Origin of the sequence: Halostella litorea, assembly GCF_004785955.1 — an archaeon.
Classification (GTDB): domain Archaea; phylum Halobacteriota; class Halobacteria; order Halobacteriales; family Natronoarchaeaceae; genus Halostella; species Halostella litorea.
The window spans coordinates 640,402-659,594 of the sequence record NZ_ML214300.1 but is presented as its reverse complement, the minus strand read 5'-3'; the positions used below and the strand labels follow the sequence as shown (position 1 = coordinate 659,594).

General features: G+C 72.7%; 22 protein-coding genes. 11 read left to right on the top strand and 11 right to left on the bottom strand.

The window, feature by feature from the left end; all coding sequences use genetic code 11:
• Position 1: 1 nt before the first annotated feature.
• Genes EYW40_RS03455 through EYW40_RS03420 form a run of 8 tightly spaced genes read right to left on the bottom strand, consistent with a single transcriptional unit; the run spans position 2 to position 6,839 of the window.
• Positions 2-1,315, bottom strand: coding sequence for a cobyrinic acid a,c-diamide synthase (locus EYW40_RS03455; RefSeq protein WP_135820212.1), 1,314 nt, complete (start codon positions 1,313-1,315; stop codon positions 2-4).
• The gene (locus tag EYW40_RS03450) at positions 1,312-2,022 is read right to left on the bottom strand and encodes an adenosylcobinamide amidohydrolase (protein ID WP_135820211.1); all 711 of its coding nucleotides are present in this window, start codon (positions 2,020-2,022) and stop codon (positions 1,312-1,314) included. Before EYW40_RS03450 ends, EYW40_RS03455 begins: the two co-directional genes overlap by 4 nt.
• Entirely contained in the window at positions 2,015-3,025 is a 1,011-nt protein-coding gene (cobD, locus tag EYW40_RS03445) for a threonine-phosphate decarboxylase CobD (RefSeq protein WP_135820210.1), read from the bottom strand. Before cobD ends, EYW40_RS03450 begins: the two co-directional genes overlap by 8 nt.
• On the bottom strand, positions 3,022-4,014 hold the full coding sequence (gene cobT / locus EYW40_RS03440; protein ID WP_135820209.1) for a nicotinate mononucleotide-dependent phosphoribosyltransferase CobT: 993 nt from the start codon (positions 4,012-4,014) through the stop codon (positions 3,022-3,024). Before cobT ends, cobD begins: the two co-directional genes overlap by 4 nt.
• Entirely contained in the window at positions 4,005-4,550 is a 546-nt protein-coding gene (locus EYW40_RS03435; RefSeq protein WP_135820624.1) for an NTP transferase domain-containing protein, read from the bottom strand. The genes cobT and EYW40_RS03435 overlap by 10 nt, the downstream gene beginning before the upstream one ends.
• The gene (gene cobS, locus EYW40_RS03430) at positions 4,550-5,320 is read right to left on the bottom strand and encodes an adenosylcobinamide-GDP ribazoletransferase (protein ID WP_135820623.1); all 771 of its coding nucleotides are present in this window, start codon (positions 5,318-5,320) and stop codon (positions 4,550-4,552) included. Before cobS ends, EYW40_RS03435 begins: the two co-directional genes overlap by 1 nt.
• Positions 5,317-6,219 (bottom strand): adenosylcobinamide-phosphate synthase CbiB, encoded by a 903-nt coding sequence (cbiB, locus tag EYW40_RS03425; protein ID WP_135820208.1) that lies wholly within the window; start codon positions 6,217-6,219, stop codon positions 5,317-5,319. The genes cobS and cbiB overlap by 4 nt, the downstream gene beginning before the upstream one ends.
• On the bottom strand, positions 6,210-6,839 hold the full coding sequence (locus EYW40_RS03420) for an HAD family hydrolase (RefSeq protein WP_135820207.1): 630 nt from the start codon (positions 6,837-6,839) through the stop codon (positions 6,210-6,212). Before EYW40_RS03420 ends, cbiB begins: the two co-directional genes overlap by 10 nt.
• A 127-nt stretch (positions 6,840-6,966) precedes the next feature.
• Here EYW40_RS03420 and EYW40_RS03415 point away from each other — a divergent pair, with 127 nt between their 5' ends.
• Entirely contained in the window at positions 6,967-7,359 is a 393-nt protein-coding gene (locus EYW40_RS03415; protein ID WP_135820206.1) for a universal stress protein, read from the top strand.
• 18 nt (positions 7,360-7,377) lie between these two features.
• Here the strand turns inward: EYW40_RS03415 and EYW40_RS03410 are convergent, their stop codons facing one another.
• Entirely contained in the window at positions 7,378-7,989 is a 612-nt protein-coding gene (locus tag EYW40_RS03410) for a translation initiation factor IF-2 subunit beta (RefSeq protein WP_135820205.1), read from the bottom strand.
• 264 nt (positions 7,990-8,253) lie between these two features.
• On the opposite strand from EYW40_RS03410, the gene EYW40_RS19805 reads away from it, so the two are divergent.
• From EYW40_RS19805 to EYW40_RS03400, 3 genes are all read left to right on the top strand, one after another.
• Positions 8,254-8,415 carry a DUF7563 family protein gene (locus EYW40_RS19805; protein ID WP_162991528.1) on the top strand — a complete coding sequence of 54 codons (162 nt, stop codon included), beginning with the start codon at positions 8,254-8,256 and terminating at the stop codon, positions 8,413-8,415.
• Between the two features lie 197 nt (positions 8,416-8,612).
• Positions 8,613-8,783 (top strand): hypothetical protein, encoded by a 171-nt coding sequence (locus EYW40_RS03405; RefSeq protein ID WP_202614417.1) that lies wholly within the window; start codon positions 8,613-8,615, stop codon positions 8,781-8,783.
• Positions 8,784-8,871: 88 nt separating this feature from the next.
• A complete protein-coding gene (locus EYW40_RS03400; protein ID WP_135820204.1) occupies positions 8,872-10,293 on the top strand; it encodes an arylsulfotransferase family protein in 1,422 nt (473 codons plus the stop codon).
• Between the two features lie 31 nt (positions 10,294-10,324).
• On the opposite strand, the gene EYW40_RS03395 is transcribed toward EYW40_RS03400, so the two are convergent.
• Entirely contained in the window at positions 10,325-10,963 is a 639-nt protein-coding gene (locus EYW40_RS03395) for a hypothetical protein (RefSeq protein ID WP_135820203.1), read from the bottom strand.
• 198 nt (positions 10,964-11,161) lie between these two features.
• Between EYW40_RS03395 and EYW40_RS03390 the strand changes: the two genes are divergently transcribed.
• The 5 genes from EYW40_RS03390 (at position 11,162) to EYW40_RS03370 (ending at position 17,228) form a co-directional block, all read left to right on the top strand.
• Positions 11,162-12,295, top strand: a complete 1,134-nt coding sequence (locus EYW40_RS03390; RefSeq protein ID WP_202614416.1) for a BMP family lipoprotein — start codon at positions 11,162-11,164, stop codon at positions 12,293-12,295.
• Between the two features lie 50 nt (positions 12,296-12,345).
• Positions 12,346-13,929, top strand: coding sequence for an ABC transporter ATP-binding protein (locus EYW40_RS03385; RefSeq protein WP_202614415.1), 1,584 nt, complete (start codon positions 12,346-12,348; stop codon positions 13,927-13,929).
• Positions 13,926-15,059, top strand: coding sequence for an ABC transporter permease (locus EYW40_RS03380; protein WP_202614414.1), 1,134 nt, complete (start codon positions 13,926-13,928; stop codon positions 15,057-15,059). The genes EYW40_RS03385 and EYW40_RS03380 overlap by 4 nt, the downstream gene beginning before the upstream one ends.
• Complete coding sequence (locus EYW40_RS03375) at positions 15,056-16,105, top strand: ABC transporter permease (protein ID WP_135820202.1); 1,050 nt, start codon at positions 15,056-15,058, stop codon at positions 16,103-16,105. The genes EYW40_RS03380 and EYW40_RS03375 overlap by 4 nt, the downstream gene beginning before the upstream one ends.
• Before the next feature lie 94 nt (positions 16,106-16,199).
• Positions 16,200-17,228 (top strand): LLM class flavin-dependent oxidoreductase, encoded by a 1,029-nt coding sequence (locus tag EYW40_RS03370; protein ID WP_135820201.1) that lies wholly within the window; start codon positions 16,200-16,202, stop codon positions 17,226-17,228.
• A 67-nt stretch (positions 17,229-17,295) separates the two neighbouring features.
• On the opposite strand, the gene EYW40_RS03365 is transcribed toward EYW40_RS03370, so the two are convergent.
• Positions 17,296-17,712 (bottom strand): acyl-CoA thioesterase, encoded by a 417-nt coding sequence (locus EYW40_RS03365; protein ID WP_237560557.1) that lies wholly within the window; start codon positions 17,710-17,712, stop codon positions 17,296-17,298.
• A gap of 106 nt (positions 17,713-17,818) precedes the next feature.
• Between EYW40_RS03365 and EYW40_RS03360 the strand changes: the two genes are divergently transcribed.
• Together EYW40_RS03360 and EYW40_RS03355 are read left to right on the top strand one after the other, a co-directional pair.
• On the top strand, positions 17,819-18,151 hold the full coding sequence (locus EYW40_RS03360; RefSeq protein ID WP_135820200.1) for a DMT family transporter: 333 nt from the start codon (positions 17,819-17,821) through the stop codon (positions 18,149-18,151).
• 110 nt (positions 18,152-18,261) lie between these two features.
• Positions 18,262-19,188, top strand: a complete 927-nt coding sequence (locus EYW40_RS03355) for a winged helix-turn-helix domain-containing protein (RefSeq protein ID WP_237560556.1) — start codon at positions 18,262-18,264, stop codon at positions 19,186-19,188.
• Positions 19,189-19,193 lie beyond the last annotated feature (5 nt).

Genomic DNA, 19,193 nt, shown 5'->3' with positions numbered 1-19,193 from the left:
GTCACAGTTCGTCGACGAACGCGTCGAACGCGCCGCTCTCGGGGTGGACGTGCGCGTAGGTGCCGAGCGTGCGGTGCTCGACCAGCCCGTCGCGCTCGCCGTCGACGCCCTCGCCGCGGACGACGTCGAACGCGAAGCGGGCGTCCCGGTCAGGGGCGCAGTCGGAGTAGTGGAACTCGTGGCCGCGGAGCCGGTCGCCCGCGGCGGCGGTCAGCGTCCCCTCGCGCGCCCGGAGTTCGACGTGGTCGAGCGCCCGGTAGCGCTCCCGCATCGTCACGTCCGCGGGGAGGACGCCCGCCATCGCGTGTGTCCCCCCGTCGGTCGTCGTCAGCGAGCGCGACAGCGCTATCAGCCCGCCGCACTCGCCCAGCACCGGCAGCCCCTCGGCGGCCCGGTCGGCGAGCGTCGCGAGGGCCGGGCCATCCGCCAGTTCAGCGGCGTGGAGCTCCGGGTAGCCGCCCGGCAGGTAGACGCCGTCGCACTCGGGCAGGTCGTCCCCGGCGGCCGGGGCGAACGTCACGACGTCGGCGCGCTCCCGCAGGCGCTCGACCGTCGTCGGGTAGCAAAACCGGAACGCGTCGTCCCGCGCGACGGCGACGGTGCGGTCACGGGCGGGCCGCTCCCGCCCCGCGGACTCCGGCCTCGGCGGCGCTCGCGCCAACTCGACCAGCCGCTCGGCGCGGACCGACTCCGCGGCCGTGTCGAGCGCGTCCTCCGGCACCGTCGCTTCGCGGCCGCCGTACAGCCCGAGGTGGCGGTCCGGGAGTTCGAGGGCGTCGTCGGGCGGGACCCGCCCGAGGTACGCCAGTTCGTCCGGGAGCGCGTCGCGGATCCCCGCCTCGTGGCGGCCGCCGTGGGCCCGCTGGGCGAGGACGCCGACCACGTCCGCGTCGGCGTCGACCCGGTCGGCGTACTCGTGGAAGCCGAGCGCCGTGGCGGCGACGCTCTCCATGCCGGCCGACGCGTCGACGACGAGGACGACGGGGAGGCCGAGGGCCGCCGCGACGGCCGCGGTGCTCGCGGCGTCGCCGTCGTACAGCCCCATCATCCCCTCGACGACGCAGACCTCGTCCCCGGTCCCGTCGGCCCCCCGGTAGTAGTTCCGGCGGAGGCCGTCCTCGCCCTCCAGCCACGGGTCGAGCGTCCGCGAGGGGCGGCCCGCGACGGCGGCGTGGTGGCTCGGGTCGATGAAGTCCGGGCCGGCCTTCGCCGGGCGCGGGTCGTAGCCCGCCGCGTCGAGCGCTCGGAGCGTCGCCAGCGCCGCCACGGTCTTGCCGACGCCGGAGGCCGTCCCGCCGATGACGACGCCCCTCACGGCTCGAACACCTCCGTCTCGGCGACGGGGTCGACGCCGTGGCGGGCCTCCGCGACGGACTCCGGGAGCGCCTCGTCGGCGTAGCGCGACGCGAGGCTGGCGCGAAGCGCGTCCCGGACGCAGGCCCGCGCGGCCCGCCCCACCTCGGTCCCGCTCCCGGAGAACGCGGCGCGCTCGCCGTCGGGGTCGCAGGCCGCGACGACGGCGTCGGTCGTGGTGCCGGGAAAGCCGGTCTCCCGGAGGAGCGTCGCCGCCTTCGCCTCCGCGGCGACGGCGACGAGGTTCGGGAGCGCGCCGGGCGCGAGCGAGCGCGCCGTGCCGACGACGACGTTGACCGTGCCCGTCGGCGGATGGTCGCCGGCCGGGTCGTCGTCGCCCCCGCCGCTCCCGTCCGGGCCGTCCGCCGCCAGCGGTGCGGGGTTCGACAGCCCCGCAGTGACGACCGCTTCGACCGGCCCGTGGCGCGCGCCGCGGGCGTGGCGCTGGGCGACGCCCGTCAGCAGCGCCGGCCCGTCGTCGGCGAACCCGGCCGCCTCCCGGCGCTCGGCGACGTACGCCGCCAGGTCCGTCCGGTCCCACCCCTCCGGGACCGTCACGTTGTACGCGGCGTCGGCGACCCGCTCGCCGCCGTCGAAGCCGGTGCTGAGCCAGCGCACCCCGGGCCGGCGGAGGCGCGTGACGCCCTCGCTGACGGCCGTCTCAAACATCCAGCATCGCCTCCGCGAGCAGGTCGTTCTCCTCCGGCGTGCGGACGGCGACGCGGACGTGCGAGTCCAGCCCGCGGAACGTCGTCGCGTCGCGGACGGCGACGCCACGCTCGCGCAGGGCGGCGACCAGCGCCCCCACGTCGCGCTCGCCCACGTCGACGAGCAGGAACGGGGCCGCCGAGGGTCGTACGTCGAACCGCTCGTTCAGCGCCGCGCGAAGTCGCTCGCGCTCGCGCTCGACGCGCTCGCACGTCTCCGCGACGAACGCCTGCTGGCGCAGGCAGTACGCCCCGACGGCCGCCGCGGGCGCGCCGAGGGTCCAGGCGCGGCGGGCGCTCTCCAGCCGGCTCAGGCGGTCGCCGGTCGCGACGGCGAACCCCGCGCGGAGGCCGGGCGTGCCGTACAGTTTCGTCAGCGAACGCGCGACGACGACGCCGTCCGCGCCGGCGAGCGACGGGCGCTCGGTGAAGCCGAGGAACGCCTCGTCGACGAGCAGGGTCGTTCCGGCCGCCCGGCAGCGCGCGGCGAAGTCGCGCAGGTCCCCGTCGTCGTACGCATGGCCGGTCGGGTTGTTCGGGTTGCAGACGACCGCCAGCGCGTGGGGAGCGGGGTCGGCGTCGAGCACCGCCCCCGGAGAGACGAACGTCGGCTCCGCGCCCTGGAGCCGCACCTCGCGGGCGTACTCGCCGAAACCGGGCGCGGGCACGAGGACGGAGTCGCCGGCGCTCACGGCCGTCTCGACGGCCAGCCGGATCGCCTCCAGCCCGCCGGCGGTCGGGACGACCTGCGCCGGGTCGCAGCCGACGGCGTCGGCGGCGGCGGCGCGGAACGCGGGGTACCCGTCGTCGGGGTATCGGCCGATGTCGTCGTAGGCCGACTCGTAGGCGTCGGCGGTGCCGGGCGGTTTCTCGGGGTTGACGTTCGCGCTGAAGTCCACGTCGTCGGGGTCGTCGCTCCCGCCGTGGGGCACCCGGCCGACCGCCGCCGCGGCGTCGGGGTTCACGGTTCACCCCCGAGGTAGTCGGCCAGCGCCTCGACGCGGTCGCGCACGTCCGCCATCGGCACGCCGGCGCGGTCGGCCAGCGCGAGCGCGCCGCCCATCCCGACGCCCTCCTTCGCCTCGCCGGCGACGTACCGCGCGAGCGCCGGGTGGTCGCTACGGTCGAACCCGGGGTCCGTGACCGTCAGGTCCAGGTCGAGCGAGTCGGCCGCGCCCGGGAGGTCGACGCGCCCGTCGTCGGCGACGAACGACGTGGTCGCCAGCGAGAGCGGCGCGTCGACGCCGGCGTGACGCACGAGTGCGGCGGCCGCGAGCAGCTGGGTCCCGCCGGCCAGCGTGACGGGGGTGTCCGTGTCGAGCGCGCCCGCCGTCAGCCCCGCAACGACCGCCAGCACGGGGTCGCCGAGGTAGCGGACCGCACCCCGCGGGTCGCCCGCGAACTCGCCCGGTTCGGCATCGCTCGCGGCGAGCGCGGCCTCGACGACCGCGCGCTTGCGCTCGATGGGGTTCTCCGGGAGCGACGAGGAGACGGCGACGTCCTCGCCCAGTGCGGTCAGGACGCCCAGTGCCGTCGTCGTCCCGCCCGGTATCGTCTCGCCGACGAACAGTTCGTCGTCGGGCAGCGCCCGCCCGAACTGCCGCGCGGCGGCGAACGCGCCGGGGCCGGTCGGGACGGGGTCCGGCTCGCGGATGTCGTCGCCGGGCGACGCGCCCACGGTGACGGTCGGCGCGGCCGTCGGCTCCGCGAGGCCGGCGTCGACGACGGTCAGGTCGAACCCCAGTCCCTCCCGGACCGCGCGGGTGACGACCGCGGGCGTCGGACAGCCCGTCGGGCTCACCGGGACGACCGTCGCGCGGACCGGCTCGCCGTAGGCGACTATCTCGGCGTCGGCGCTCGGCGTGTGGTAGCGCAGGTCCGGGTCCGCGCCGGCAGCGCTGATGCCCTCGATTTCGGCCGTGCGGGTCGCCCCCGCGGCGAGGATCAGTCGCACAGCAGCGCCTCCGCGACCGCGGCGTCTTCCGTCCGGTTCACGTTCACCGCCAGGCGTGCGTCGTAGGTCGTGTACATGGTATCGCGTTCGTCGTCCGCGACGACGTTCAGTCCGGTCGGGGCGCGGCCGTCCGCCGCGGCGTCGGCGCTGACGCCGAGCATCTCCTTCAGCGCGGTCGGCACACAGACCGTCAGCGAGCCGCCGCCGTGCGTCCGGAGGACGGCGTCGACGGCGTCGCCCGCGAGCAGCGGGAGGTCCGCGGCGACGGTCAGGACGGGTGGCCGGATACGGTCGTCGGCGAGCGCGGCGGTCAGGTCCGCGACGTAGCCGTCGCCGGGCGTCCCGACCGTCGCCAGCCCACGGTCCCGGACGTGTGCGGCCGTCTCCGGGGCGTGGGGCGAGGTGACCGCGTACGTCGTCCCGGCGGCGCTGGCCGCGAGCGCGTCGGCCACGCGGTCGACCATCGGCTCGCCGCCGACCTCGAACAGCGGCTTCTCGGCGTCGGCGTCGAGGCGGGTGCCGCGGCCGCCGCACATCAGGAGAGCGTCCACGCGATCACCCCCGCGTGCAGGCCGGCGACGCGGCCGACCTCGTTGACCGCGCCGAAGGCGTCGCCGCTCACGCCGCCCAGCGCCGCCCGCGCCCAGCCGACGACGGCCGCGCCGGCCGCGAGTGCGCCCCCGAGCGCGGCGGCCGGAGCGACCCCGGGCCACGCCAGCAGGGCGGCGGGCGCGGAAAGCAGCGCCGGGAGCGCGAACGACCGCGGCGCGGCGTTCCGGGTGAGCGCGGAGCCCAGTCCCTCGTGAGTCGCCGTCCCGACGCAGGCGACGGCGGCCATCCCGGCCTTCGCGCCGACCTCCGTGGCGACGACGACGGCGGCCGCGGCCCGTACCGGCGCGGCGGCGAGCGCGAGCGCGCCGAGTCCGAGTCCGAGCAGGACGCCGCCGACCGCGAGGGCCGCCCCGACGCCGACTGTCGTGTCCCGCATGACCTCGCGGCGCTCGGCGGCGTCGCCGTGGACGACCGCCGCGTCGCCCAGGTCGGCAACGCCGTCGACGTGGTTGATCCCGGTGACGGCGTACACCGCGACGACGTACGCGAACGCGACGGTCGCCGCCGGGAGGAAGGGAGCGGCGACGAACGGGAGCGCGACGAGCGCGCCGACGAGGTAGCCCGCCAGCGGGAACGCGGCGGGCGTCGCGCGGAACGCCCGCCACGCGCGCTCGTCGCGGCCGACCGGGAGCCGCGTCAGGAAGCCGACGGCCCCGCGGAGCGCGGCGACGGCGCGACCGGCCGGGCGGTTCACGGCCACGCGACCACCCCCGCGACGCCGTAGGCGAGCAGGCCAGCGCGCCCGACGACGGCGACGCCGCGCTCGGCCGCCGCCGCGTCCGGCAGGGTCGCCATCGCGTTCAGGTCGTACGCGCCGGGCTTCTCCAGCCGGACCCCGAGCGCGGCGGCCAGCGTCCCCATCGGCCACCCCGAGTTCGGCGAGGGCGGCGCGCGCGCCCAGCGCCGCGCGGTCAGCGGGGCGTCCGGGGCCGCCGCCGCGACCGTGATCAGCGCGGCGCTCGCCCGCGCCGGGAGCCACATGACGAGGTCGTCCAGCCGCGCGCTCGCCCAGCCGACCGGCTTCGAGCGGTAGCCCAGCATGGAGTCGAGCGTGTTCACGGCCTTCACCCACGCCGCGGCCGCGGCCGCCAGCGGCAGCGACACCGCGGCCAGCGCGGCGAAGGCGGCGAGCGGCGCGACGAGCCCGTCCGCGAGGTTCTCCGCGGCGCTCTCGACGGCGGCGCTGCGCAGGTGGCCGGGCGAGAGGTCGGCCGGGTCGCGCCCGGCAAGCGCCGGCAGGCGCTCGCGGGCGGTCGCCGGGTCGCCGTCGCTCGCCCGCACCACGCCGCGGGCCTCGGTCAGCAGCATCCGCAGGCTCGTCGTGAGGAACAGCACCGCCCCGGCGGCCAGCGCCGTCGCGGCGGGGTGGGCGAGCGCCGCGGCGCGGACGAGGCCCCACGCGACGCCGGCGGCGAGCAGCGAGAGTGCAACGGCGACGGCCAGCCCGACCGCCCGCGGCGCGGGCCACTCGCGGTCGATCGGCGCGACGAGCCGGCCGAACCACGCGACCGGGTGGAGGCGGGTGGGCGGCTCCCCGACCGTGCGGTCCAGCGCCGCGGCGGCGACGACCGCGGCGGTCGCGGTCAGGGGCACGGGCGACCCTCCAGCCAGTCGGGGAACTCCGGCAGGGGCACCTCCTCCGTGTGGACGAACGTCGCGCCGAGCGACCGGACGCCGCCGTCGGTGCGGTGGTCGTCGCCGACGTGGACCAGGTCGGCGGGGGCGACCCCGAGGCGGTCCGCGACCGCCTCGAACGCGCGCTCGTGGGGCTTGCGCCAGCCGCAGGCGACGCTGGTGACGACGGCGTCGAACGCGTCCCGGTCGAACGCCGAGCGCACCAGCGCCCGCCGCGCGAGTTCCGGGACCGCGCAGTTCGAGCAGACCGCGACGGGGCCGCGCTCGGCGGCCGCCCGGACCGCCTCGACTGCGCCGTCGCGGGTCCGCACCTCGGGGTCGAACGCCGCGACGACCGCGCGGCGCGGCGCGTTGTTCGGCGCGTCGACGCCGCGGCTCGACAGCGCGGCGCTCACGTGGGCGGCGAGGGGCACTTCGGCCCCGTCCGGCGCGTCGACGTGGACCTCGCGGTAGGCGTCGGCCCAGTCCGCCGGGACCGCGACGCCGCGCGCCGCGAGTTCGTCGGCGACGGCCGCGCCCGGGTCCGACGGGCGGTCGGCGTCCACCAGCGTGCCGAAGAGGTCGAACGAAACTGCCACTCCCGTGTAGCTAGTGCAATTTCACTTGAATCGCTCGGTGACCGCGCCGGCTAGGGACGGCTTTCGGCCGTTCCGGCGCGCCGGGATCGAAGTAATCCCTTTCAACCCGGCCGTCGAACGGTCGGATATGTACCACGTACTCGTCGCCGTGGACGAAGCCGAGGACCGGTCGGAGCGACAGGCCGAGGCCGTCGCGGACCTCCCGGACGCGCCGGAGTCGGTTCGCGCGACGGTGTTTCACTGCTTCACGGACAACCCGTCGGGCGCGTCCGCGTCACAGATCACCGGCGTCCGCCGCGCACGGGAGCGACTGGAGGAGGCGGGCGTCGAAGTGAGCCTGCACGAGGACAGCGGCGACCCGGCCGACGGCGTCCTCGACACGGCCGAGGAGATGGACGTCGACCTGGTCTGTATGGGCGGGCGCAAGCACACGCCGACCGGGAAGGCGCTGTTCGGGAGCGTCACGCAGGCGGTGATCCTCAACGCGGACCGGCCGGTGATGGTGCCCGGCCACGAGTGAGAAAACGGCCCGACGGGATCAGTTCGCCAGGCGGGCGAACGCGAGGTTGCCGCTGATGTTCTTGATGTAGATGTCGACGACCTGCCCCTCCTGCGTGCCGGGGACGAAGATGGTGTACTCGCCCTTCTCGGCGACGCCGTCGCCCTTGCGGCCGGTGCCGGTGATCTTCACCTCGTAGGTCTCGCCCTCCTCGACCGCGTCGCGCTGCTGGGTGGCGTCGGAGGTCTGGCGCTTCGTGACGGGCCGGAACGCCCCGCAGGCCTCACAGCGGAGCATCAGCGTGCGGTTCTCCGTCGTCAGCCGCGTGTCGGGCAGGCCACACTGCGAGCAGGTGACGAACTCGTCGACGTAGCTGTCGACGGCGGCGTCGAAGTCGCTCCCGGTGAACGACCCGTTGTAGCGGGCGCGGCCGTCCTCGAACTGGCCGGCCGTCCCGAGCTCGCGCTGGATCGAGCTGTGGAGGTGCTCGGGGTCGCGCGAGAGGGCGTCGGCGATCTCGCCGAGGTTCGTGAACCGGGTGAACGCGCCGTCCTTCTGGGCGTTCGCGTCGGGCACCGACAGTCGGTCGTCGGAGCCGGCGTAGTCGGGGACCGCGTCGAGCGCGCGGTCGAGGCTGGCTTCGTAGTCCATGGGATCGGAACGAGCCGCGCAGGTAAAGGGGGTTCGCTTCGCCGGGGAACCCCCCGGCCGGCGGGTGTCACTCCCCCGAGACGAGCCGGCGGGCGGGAGCGCGCGCCGTCGCCGACCGGCCGCCGTGGCGGGGAACGAGACGGACGTGAACGCGGCACAACAGTTCGGATCGGCGATCGAACGCGGCCGTAAGGCGGCGTTTACTCCCCGTTATCCGGCGTATAACTATGCCCGTTCTGTGAGTTGGCGTCGACTGGGTTCACAATGCCGAAATGCAACAACTGTGGTTCGTTCGTGACGCCGGAGTTCGTCCGCGTGTTCGGGGGGAACGAGGACGAGGTGTACGGCTGCCTCGACTGCGTCGGGGCGACAGCCGTCAAGAACGGGGCCGGCCTCGACAACGTGGAAGCCCGGACGGGGCTGTAGCGCGGGCCGTCGGGTCCGCGCGGCCGGCCGCACGGCGACGCGGAACGGACAGTTCGATCTCCCGAGGCGACCGTGCGGTTCGACCGGCGTCGGCGGGGGGTCGGGGGTCCGGGGACACCGCCGCAGTACCGCGGTTGAACGAAACCCTCCTCTTATTCCCCGACGGCGACCAGGGGTAGTCACCGGAGGTCCCCACCGTGAGTCTCGTCCGGCGGCTCCGCCGCATGGTCCGTGCCGACCGCCCCGACGCGCAGCGGCCGTACCAGTGTCTGTCCTGCGGCCAGCGGTTCGAACTCCAGCGCCAGACCTGCCCGCAGTGTGGCTGCTACCGGATCGAGCGGACGGCCTGGAGCGACCCGATGGAGTGAGTCCGACCGCGCCCCAGCGTCAGGGGCTTCCCCGCGGCGGCTCGGGCGAAGTGGACAACCCTAATACGCCCCCCTCACAGGTGGGAGTATGAACGGATCATCCAGCGCCCGGGAGACGGTCGCCCGGGTGCGCTCGGGGGTCACGCGGCGTCGCCTCCGCGTCGCGTGTCTCGCGGTCCTGCTGATCTGTGGCGCGTACCTGGCGTACGGCGCGCTGACCGGCGTCACGACGGCCACCGAGGAGGGGGTCCCCGAAGCACCGCCGACGGAGAACCACACCGTCGTCACCGAGTCGGCCAAGTTCGGCACGATAATCGCGTACGCGCCGGACGGGAGCGTCGCCTACTACAACAACAGCCACACGAAGTACTTCGACGTCGACCCCGTCGAGAACGAGTCGCTGACCGTCGAGTACACCGCGACGGACACGATCCACACGTCGGGGCCGAACTGCGGCGACCCGCCCTGTTCCCGCAACGTGATCGAGCGGGCGAACATCTCGACCGGCGAGGTGACCGAGATGGTCGTCCGCTACGACCACCGCGAGAACGCCGGCGAGTGGCACGACCACGTCCGGGTCAACGAGACGCACGTCATCGTCGCCGACATCGCGGACGACCAGGTGTTCATGCTCGATACCGAGTCGGGCGTCCGGGAGTGGGCCTGGAACGCCCAGAGCGACTTCCCCGTCGAGGGCGGCGGCTCGTACCCCGGCGACTGGGCGCACATCAACGACGTGAGTCTGCTCGACGACGGGCGGGTGATGGTGAGCCTGCGAAACCAGGACCAGGTCGTCTTCATCGACCCCGAGACCGGGCTGAACGAGTCCTGGACGCTCGGCGAGGAGGACAACCACGACATCCAGTACGAGCAGCACAACCCGGACTACATCCCCGAGGAGCGCGGCGGGCCGGCGGTCGTCGTGGCCGACTCGGAGAACGGTCGCGTCGAGGAGTTCCAGCGCGAGGACGGCGAGTGGGTCCGCACCTGGGAGTGGTCGGACGCGCAGATGCAGTGGCCCCGCGACGCCGACCGCCTCCCCAACGGCAACACCCTCATCACCGACACGAACGGGAAGCGCCTCATCGAGGTGACCCCGGAGGGCGAGATAGTCTGGGAGGTCGAACTCTCCCACCCCTACGAGGCCGAGCGCCTCGAGACGGGCGACGAGAGCACCGGCGGCGAGAGCGCCCGCTCGCTCGGCTACGAGTCCCGGACCGGCGGCGGGGGCGACGGCGGCGACGGCGGGTTCTCGCTGGGGATCATGTCGACGGTGTCGGACGTGGTCCGCGGGGTGCTCCCGCCGCGGATCGTCAACGGCATCATCTACATCGGCCCGGTGTGGATGGGCCGGCCGGAGTTCGGCGCGGCGACGATAGCCGTGCTCACGGGGCTGGCGTGGGGCGGCATGGAGACGCGGTGGGCGCTCCGGTCGCGGGGCGTCAGGTTCCGGTTGCCCGTGTACCGCCGCGGGGCGGACGCCGCGGACGACGACACGACCGACGAATAGCGCTCGACCGGCGGGCCGCGCGCCCGCTCTCTCACTGCCGACTGGAGCCGACCGACCGCCCGGCCTTTCGCAGCAGGACGTCGCGGGCGTTCTCGCCGTCGTCGACGTGGACCCGGAGGTAGTACCAGACGCCGGTCTGGACGACCACGCCGACGGCGAAGACGGCCCAGAAGCCCGTCGTCAGGAGGCCCTCCACCGTCACGTCCAGTTCGCCGGGCGACGCCGCCAGCGTGGCTCCGAGCGCGATAGAGACGAGCGTCGCGCCCCACGAGGCGGAGACGAGCACCAGAATGACCGTCTCCAGCAGCCAGGCGGCGACGACGCCCGCGACCGCGCCGCCGGCGATCATAGGGTCGACCAGGCTCGCCGGGTCGGCGAGCGTGACGTCGGTCAGCAGTATCGCCGCGCCGACTCCGGTCAACACCCCGGGGACGACCACCAGCAGCGTCCGTATCGTACTCGCGATCCCGAGCCCGAACACCGCGCCGACGCCCGCGGCGACGAGCGTCGCCGTCATCTCCAGTGCCAGCGCGTCCGCCGCCATCAGCCCCATCCCGGCCCCCAGCAACAGGCCGAGCAGGTACAGCGCCGTCTTGAAAAACAGGAACCCGCCGGCAGCGAGCGCGACGCCGACGACCAGGAGGAACGCGGTTGTGAGCGCATCTGCCATGGTTCTACGGGGGACGTTCGCATGTATCCGGCAAGTAACTATCGGCAATACGTCGGAACGCGGATAGCTTTATCGGCGTCGGGAACGAAACGAAACCGCCCGATAGCGCCGACTTCGAACTATTGTTTAATATGCGAGTAAAAACCGATGAGGAAATACCGAGACTATTTATTAATGGATATTAATTTAGGTGGTACAATGACACCACGATCGGACGCGGACGGCGGGGACGGCGATCCGAACAGCGACGAGCCGACGACTGCGATCGACCGACGTACGGTGCTCGCCTCCGGCGCGGCCGTCCTCGGCAGCGCGACGGTGGCGGGCTGTCTCAGCGAGGACGACGGCTCCGACGGCTCCGACGGGACGACGAACGTCGCCATCGTCTCCAGCCCCGCCGGCTTCGACGACAACGCGTTCAACGACCTCGCGCTGGAGGGGTTGGAGACCGCGGCCGAGGACTACGACATCGAGATCAACGAGGTCGAGGAGACCGAGCAGGCCCAGTACCAGTCGACGCAGTCCGAACTGGCCCAGAGCGGCGACTACGACCTCATCGTGCTGGTGTCGTACAACCACACCGAGGCGCTGACGCAGAACGCCGCCGACTACCCCGACCAGAACTGGATGCTGATAAACGACCACGTCGACGAGCCCAACGTCGCCGGCTACACGTGGGCCAACCACGAGATGTCCTACCTCGCTGGCGTGCTCGGCGGGACGATGACGACCGAGGAACTCTCCCACGAGGGCAGCGAGACCGACGCCGGCAACGCCCAGATCGGCTTCGTCGGCGGCATCGACGAGTCGCTCATCAACGCCTTCCAGCGCGCCTACGTCGCGGGCGCGGAGTGGGTCAACGGCGACGTCGACGTCAACGTCGGCTACATCGGCAACTACACCGACACCGACACCGCGGCCGACATCGCCAGTTCGCAGTACGACGACGGCGCTGACATCGTCTACCACGCCGCCGCGGCCGCGGGCCGGGGCGTGTTCGAGGCCGCACAGGACAACGGCCGCTTCGCCATCGGCGTCGACGCCGACCAGTCGCAGACGCTCCCGGACTTCCAGGACGTCATCCTGGGCTCCGCGGTGAAGTACATCAACGAGGGGACCCGCGAGGTGGCGACGGCCGTCGCCGAGGGGAACTTCGACAGCGTCACCGGCGCCAACACCCTGGGGCTCGCCGAGGAGGGCGTCGACTGCGTCATCGGGCAGGCGTTCGAGGGTGAACTCCCCGACGCCGTCTCCCAGAACCTCGAGGACGCGAAGCAGGGCATCGCCGACGGCGACATCGAGGTGCCGTGTACCGCCGCCGGCTGTAACTGAGCCGCGGACCTTCCTACAGCGTTTTATGAGCAGTTCCCAACACTACCACTATGGCTGAGAACGCGCGCACGGAGGGCCCGACCGCCGTCGAGATGACGGGCATCACCAAGCGGTTCGGCGACGTCGTGGCCAACGACGGCGTCGACTTCCGGCTGGAACGTGGCAGCGTCCACGCCCTGCTCGGCGAGAACGGTTCGGGGAAGACGACGCTGATGAGCGTCCTATACGGGCTGTACGACGAGGACGCCGGCACGATCCGCATCGACGGCGAGCCCCGGGAGTTCGACAGCCCGCGGGACGCCATGGACGCCGGCGTCGGCATGATCCACCAGCACTTCCAGCTGGTGGAGCCGATGACCGTCCTGCAGAACGTCATCCTGGGCCACGAGCCGACCGAGAACGGGTTCGTCGACGAGGCGGCCGCCCGCGAGGAGATCGAGGCGATCAGCTCGCGGTACGACTTCGACGTCGACCGCCACCTCGACACGCCCGTGCGGGACCTCGACCTGGGGGTCCGCCAGCGCGTGGAGATCGTCAAGAGCCTCTACCGCGGCGCGGAGATACTCGTCCTCGACGAGCCGACCGCCGTGCTGACCCCCCAGGAGGTCGAGGGCCTGTTCGACGTGATGGAGGAACTGACCGCGGACGGCCGGTCGCTCATCTTCATCACCCACAAGTTGGACGAGGCGCTCCGGGCGGCCGACGAGGTCACCGTGCTCCGCGACGGCGAGGCCGTCGGCACGGTCGCCGCGGCCGGCACCACCGAGCAGGAACTGGCCCGGATGATGGTCGGCCGGGAGGTGCTGTTCGAGCGCCGCGAGCGGACGACCGAGCCGGGCGACCCGGTGCTCGCAGCCGAGGACCTGCGGGTCCGGGGCGACCGCGACCTCGAACGCGTGCGCGGCGTCGACCTCACGGTCCGCGAGGGCGAAATCCTCGGAATCGCGGGCGTGCAGGGCAACGGCCAGACCGAACTCGTCGAGGCGGTCACCGGCCTCCGCTCGGTCGACGCCGGCACCGTCCGGTTCCACGGCGAGGACGTGACCGACACGAGCCGCCGGAGCCGCATCGAGTCGGGGATCGCGTACGTCCCCGAGGACCGCCAGGCCGAGGGGCTGGTGCAGGACTACGACCTCGTGAAGAACGCGCTGCTGGGGAACCAGACGATCCACCCCTACGTCTCCCGCGGGTTCGTCGACTGGCCCACCGTCCGCGAGCACGCCGCCGACATCGTCGAGGAGTACGACGTCCAGCCGCCGAACCCGCGCGCCGAGGCCTCCTCGCTCTCGGGCGGGAACCAGCAGAAGTTCATCGTCGGCCGCGAGATAGAACACGACCCCGACGTGATGGTCGCCTCGCACCCGACGCGGGGCGTCGACATCGGCTCGATCGAGTTCATCCACGACCGGCTGCTGGACCTGCGCGAGGAGGGGCTCGCGATCCTCTTTGTCTCCTCGAAGCTTGAGGAGATCCGGAAGCTCTCGGACCGGATCGCGGTCATGTACGAGGGCGAGTTCGTCGACGTCGTCGACCCCGAGACCGTCACCGAGGAGGAACTCGGCCTGCTGATGGCCGGGCACGACCCCGCGGCGGTCGGGGAAGCCGACGCCGTCGAAGGGGGTGCCGAGCGATGAGCGACGCCGACTCGGGCGGCGCGCGCGCGGCGCTCGACCGTGCCGCGTCCCTGATGCTGAACGCCTCCGTCCTCCAGCGGGTCGCCATCGCGACGGCGTCGACGGCGCTCGCCCTGCTCGTCGGGCTGGTCGTCGTGGCGGCGGCTGGCTACGACCCGGCCGCCTTCCTGCTCAACGTCGTCGAGGGGGCGTTCGGCGACCGCACCGCCACCGCGCGGACGCTGAAGTTCACGACGGTGTTCGTCCTGACCGGCATCGCCGTGGCGGTCGCGTTCCGCGCGGGCGTGTTCAACATCGGCGTCCAGGGGCAGTTCGTCGTCGGCGGCTTCGCCTGCGTCGTCGCCATCCTCCGGCTCGCGCCGGTGCTGCCCGAAGGCGCGGTCGGCGGCGTCGCGCTGATCCTGCTCGGGACGCTTGCGGCCGTCGTCGCCGGCGGCCTCTACGCGGCGATCCCCGGCGCGCTGAAGGCCTACGCCGACGCCAACGAGATCATCACGACGATCATGCTCAACTTCATCGCGGTCGGCGTGGTCGGCTACCTCGTCGAGGGGCCGCTCCGCGGCGAGGGCAACCGCGCCCCGAACACCGACCGGATCCCCGACTACGCCGAGTTCCCGTCGCTGGTGTTCGACGTGCCCGACTTCTCGCTGGTCGGCCTCGGGGTCGCGCTCGCGGTCGTCGCGGCCATCGCCGTGGTCATGGCCCGCACGAACGTCGGCTACGACATGGTGACCAGCGGCCACCAGGAGTCGGCGGCGACGTACTCCGGCGTCGACGCCGATCGGACTATCGTCCGGACGATGGCGCTCTCCGGCATGGTCGCCGGGGTCGCCGGCGCGGTGTTTGCGATCATGATCCAGGGCTACTACAGCGACCCGAGCGGCATCGGCACGTACGGCTTCGACGCCATCGCGGTGAGCCTGCTGGCGGCGAACAACCCGCTCGGCGTCGTCCCGGCGGGGCTGCTGTTCGGCGGGCTGGACTCCGCCGGTACCCACATCGGCATCAACAGCGACGTGCCCGTCCAGCTGATCGACGGGATCATCGGGCTCGTCGTGCTGTTCGTGGCCGCGCCGGAGCTGTTCCGGATGGCGGCCGAGCGGACCGGCCTCGGGGGTGAGCGGCGATGAGCGTCGCCGACTACGCCGCCCGGAACCGGCTCCGGGTCGGCGGGGCGGTTGCGCTGGTCGCGCTCGCCGCCGTGGCCGCGCTGGCGGCGGACGTGCCGGTCGCGGACGTGGTGACCGTCGGGTTCGTCGAGCGCTCGCTCCAGGCGGCGACCCCCATCGCCATCGCGGCGATCGGCGGGCTGTACGCCGAGAAAAGCGGCGTGTTCAACATCGGGCTGGAGGGGTTCATGATCTTCGGGGCGGCCAACGCGGCGGCCATGATGTACCTCGTCGGCGGTAGCTCGCCGACGCAGGCCGACCTCTGGATGGCGATAGTCGCCTCGGTCGGGATCACCCTGGCGTACACCGTCATATTCGCCGTGTTGCTGATCCGGTACAAGGCCGACCAGATCGTCGCGGGGCTGGCGGTGTGGTTCGTCGCCCTCGGGTTCGGCCCCTTCACGGCGGTCCTGCTGTGGGGCAACCGGAACAGCCCGGGGCTGGCGAGCGTCAACGACCTGACGGTCCCGCTCCTCTCGGGGATACCGGTGGTCGGCCCGATCCTCTTCGACACGTCGCCGCTGGTGTTGCTGACGGTCGTCCTCGCCGTCGTCGCCTGGCTGTTCCTCTACCGCACCCGTTACGGCTACTGGATCCAGGCCGCCGGCGAGAACCCCGAGGCGCTGGACACGGCAGGCGTCTCCGTCACCCGCGTCCGGTACGCCGCGGTGATCTTCTCCGGCGCGATGGCCGGGCTGGCCGGCGCGGTCCTGCTCGCGCACGCGGGGTCCTTTACCGGCACCGGCGACACGATGGTCAACGGCCGCGGCTGGATCGGCATCGTCGCCTACCTGTTCGGCAACTACAACCCGCTCGGCGCGGCCGCCGCCGCGCTGCTGTTCGGCGGGCTCGACATGCTCCAGATCCAGTTCCAGACGGCCGGCATCGACCTCCCGAACCGGCTGGTCAACCTGTTCCCCTACGTTGCCGTGGTCGTGGTGCTGACGGTCTGGGGGTCGACGCGCATGCCCGACGCCGTCGGCGAGTCCTACGAGAGCGAGGACTGACCCGGATCGCGGGTCGACCCGGGCGGGACGGCCGCCCCACCCCTCGTTCCGCCGGTAGCCGAACCGTTTTCCACGGCTGGCCCCGTGTTCCGCCATGGACCTCTCCATCGTCGACCTCTCCCCAGTCCCCGCCGGCGGCACCGCGACCGACGCCTACGCGAACACCGTCGCCGCCACGCGGCAGGCCGAACGGCTCGGCTACTCGCGGTTCTGGGTGGCCGAACACCACGGCATGGGCGACACGCTCGCCGGGACGACCCCGGAGGTGTTGCTCGGTCACCTCGCCGCCGAGACGGACGCGATCCGGCTCGGCTCCGGCGCGGTGTTGCTCAACCACTACAGCCCGCTGAAGGTCGCGGAGCAGTTCGGCGCGCTGGACGCGCTCGCGCCCGGCCGGATCGACGCCGGGCTGGGGCGGGCAAACGGGTCGCCCGCGGTCGACCGCGCGCTCGGGACGGAGCGCCGCGTCGAGAACCCCGACGAGGACCACGCCGAGAAGATCGAGGCCGTCGTCGACCACCTCTACGACGACTACCCGGCCGACCACCCCTACGGCGACGTCGAGATCCCCCGGTCCGGCGCGGCCGAGCCGGTGCCGTGGGTGCTCGGCTCCAGCCCGTCGAGCGCCGCGATCGCCGGCGAACTCGGGCTGCGCTACTGCTTCGCGGCATTCATCCGCCCGAACTTCGCCGTCCCCGCGTTCGAGGAGTACCGCGAGCGCTTCGAGCCGTCGCGGCTGGCCGACGGGTTGGACGAACCCCGGGGGATGGTCGCGGTCAACGCCGTCTGCGCCGAGACCGACGCCGAGGCCGCCCGGCTCCGGGCGATGGCCGAGGCGTCGTACCAGCGGATGGCCCGCGGCGAGGTCGGCACCACTCCGTCCGTCGAGGAAGCGATCGACGAACTGGGCGGCGTCCCCGAGCCGACCCCGGCGACGCTCGACGCCGACGAGTGGCCGCGTGCGATCTCCGGTAGCCCGGAAACGCTCGACGGCCTGCTCCGCCAGCTCGCCGACCGCGTCGGCGTCGACGAGGTGATGATCCAGCACGTCGTCGCCGACCACGAGGACGCGCTCCGCTCGCACGAACTGATCGCCGACGGCGTCGGGATCGACCCCCGCTGACTGGGGGTCCACCGTCGCCGTCCGGCAGGCGGCCGCTCGTCGACTGCTGTCCGCGGCCCGTCGCCGGTCAGCGATCCACGTCGCCACCTTCGAAGGCACGGATCCGTTCGACCCACGACTCGGGGATCCCCGTCGGCGCGTCCGCGTCGTCGAGTGCGACGTGGACGACTTCGCCCTCCGCGGCGAGTTCGCCGTCCGCGCGGACTTCGAAGGCCATCGTGAGACTCGACTCGCCGATCTCGGTGACCCGGTAGCGGACGGCGACCGACGCCCCGTAAGTGATCGGCGCACGGTAGTCGATGTCCTGCCCGGCGATCGCGCCGTTGATATCCGTGATGTCGACGTCCAGCACGTCCCGGAAGTAGCGGACGCGCGCTTCCTCGACGTACTGGAGGACGACGCCGTTGTGTACCTGTCCCATCGGGTCGAGGTCGCGGAACCTGACGGTGACCGTCGTCTCGTACGCGTCGTCGGTAGTCGTCACGCCTAATCGTTCGTCGATGCCCTGATAGGTGTACTGCCTCCGCGGAGCCGCGGCGGACGCAGTCGGAAAGTATAGCAAGCACGGGGGAGCAGTTTGGCGGTGACCGATGAACCCGTATGCCCTCCTCGGCGTCGCGATCGTATCCGAACTCCTCGGCACGACAGCCCTGAAACTCTCCGACGGGTTTTCGCGCCCGCTCCCCAGTCTCGGCGTTCTCGTCGGGTACGGGGTGGCGTTCTATCTGGTGTCGTTGACCCTGGAGGACCTCCCCGTCGGGGTCGTCTATGGGACCTGGGCCGCGCTGGGGATCGTCGGCGTCGCCGCCATCGGCGTCGTCGTGTTCGGTGAGGAAGTCGATCTCGCGGGCGCTGTTGGGATCTCCCTCATCCTCGTCGGCGTGTATTTCGTCAACGTCGTCTCCGGGATGTCGGCTCACTAGATCTGCATGCTAAACGGGTGCTACAGCGGATAGCTTGATTTACATCGTGCGTCCCGGCGAGAAGATATTGGCCGTGTAACATTTATGGCTCCGGTGGATTACCACTTCCCATGAGTGCGGACGACGATAGCAAGTCACCTCCCAAGTCGATGCGGCACAAGCGGATCCTGGACCTCGCTGCGGAGCGGCCCGACGCGTCGCTGGACGAACTCGCCGCCGAGGTGCCCAGCGCGACGGCGGACCTGGTCGAGCGTATCCTGGAGAAGTACGGCGATCCCGCCGATGACGGGACGACGGTAGATCAACCGACGCCCTCGGCTGCGTCGGACGAGGATACACCGTCGACCGACTCGGAGTCCGGGACTGCGGCCGACACGGACGACGCCGACGCGACCGAGTCGGTCCAGGCCCCCAACGAGTCAAGCGGGGCGGCTGGGAGCGCCCCGGACGCTACCGAACCGGACGACACCGACGCGGATACGGCCGATGGCCCGGCCGAAACCGACACGGGCGACGTCGACGCGACTGCGGAGTGGCCATCGGCAGCCGACCTCTCGGAGAAACAGCGCGAGGTGCTGGAGGCCGTCGCCCGCGACCCGACGGCCACACAGCGGGCGATCGGCGAGCGGATCGGCGTGTCGGGCGCGACCGTGAGCAACCGCGCGAACGGCATCGAGGGGTTCGACTGGAGCGAGCGCGAGGCGTTCGTCGACGCCGTCCTCCCGGGGCCGGCCCCGGCCGCCGTGACGGCCGACGGCGGCCAGACGGTCGGGTCGGATTCCGACGGGGCCCCGCAAGCGGACACCGACCCGTCCGAGGCCGACCCGGACTCGGCCGCCGACCTCGGAGCCGCGGTCGATCGCCTGGAGGAGCGCGTCGCCGCCCTGGAAGCCAACGGGAACGCGGGCCCGGCGTCGGACGGCGACTCGCCGTTCGCGGACCCGGAACTCGTGCACAAGGTCGTCCACGCGTGTCTGGAGTCGGAGGCGATCTCCGAGGCCGAGGAGCTTCGCATCCTCGACGAACTGCTGTCGTAACCCCA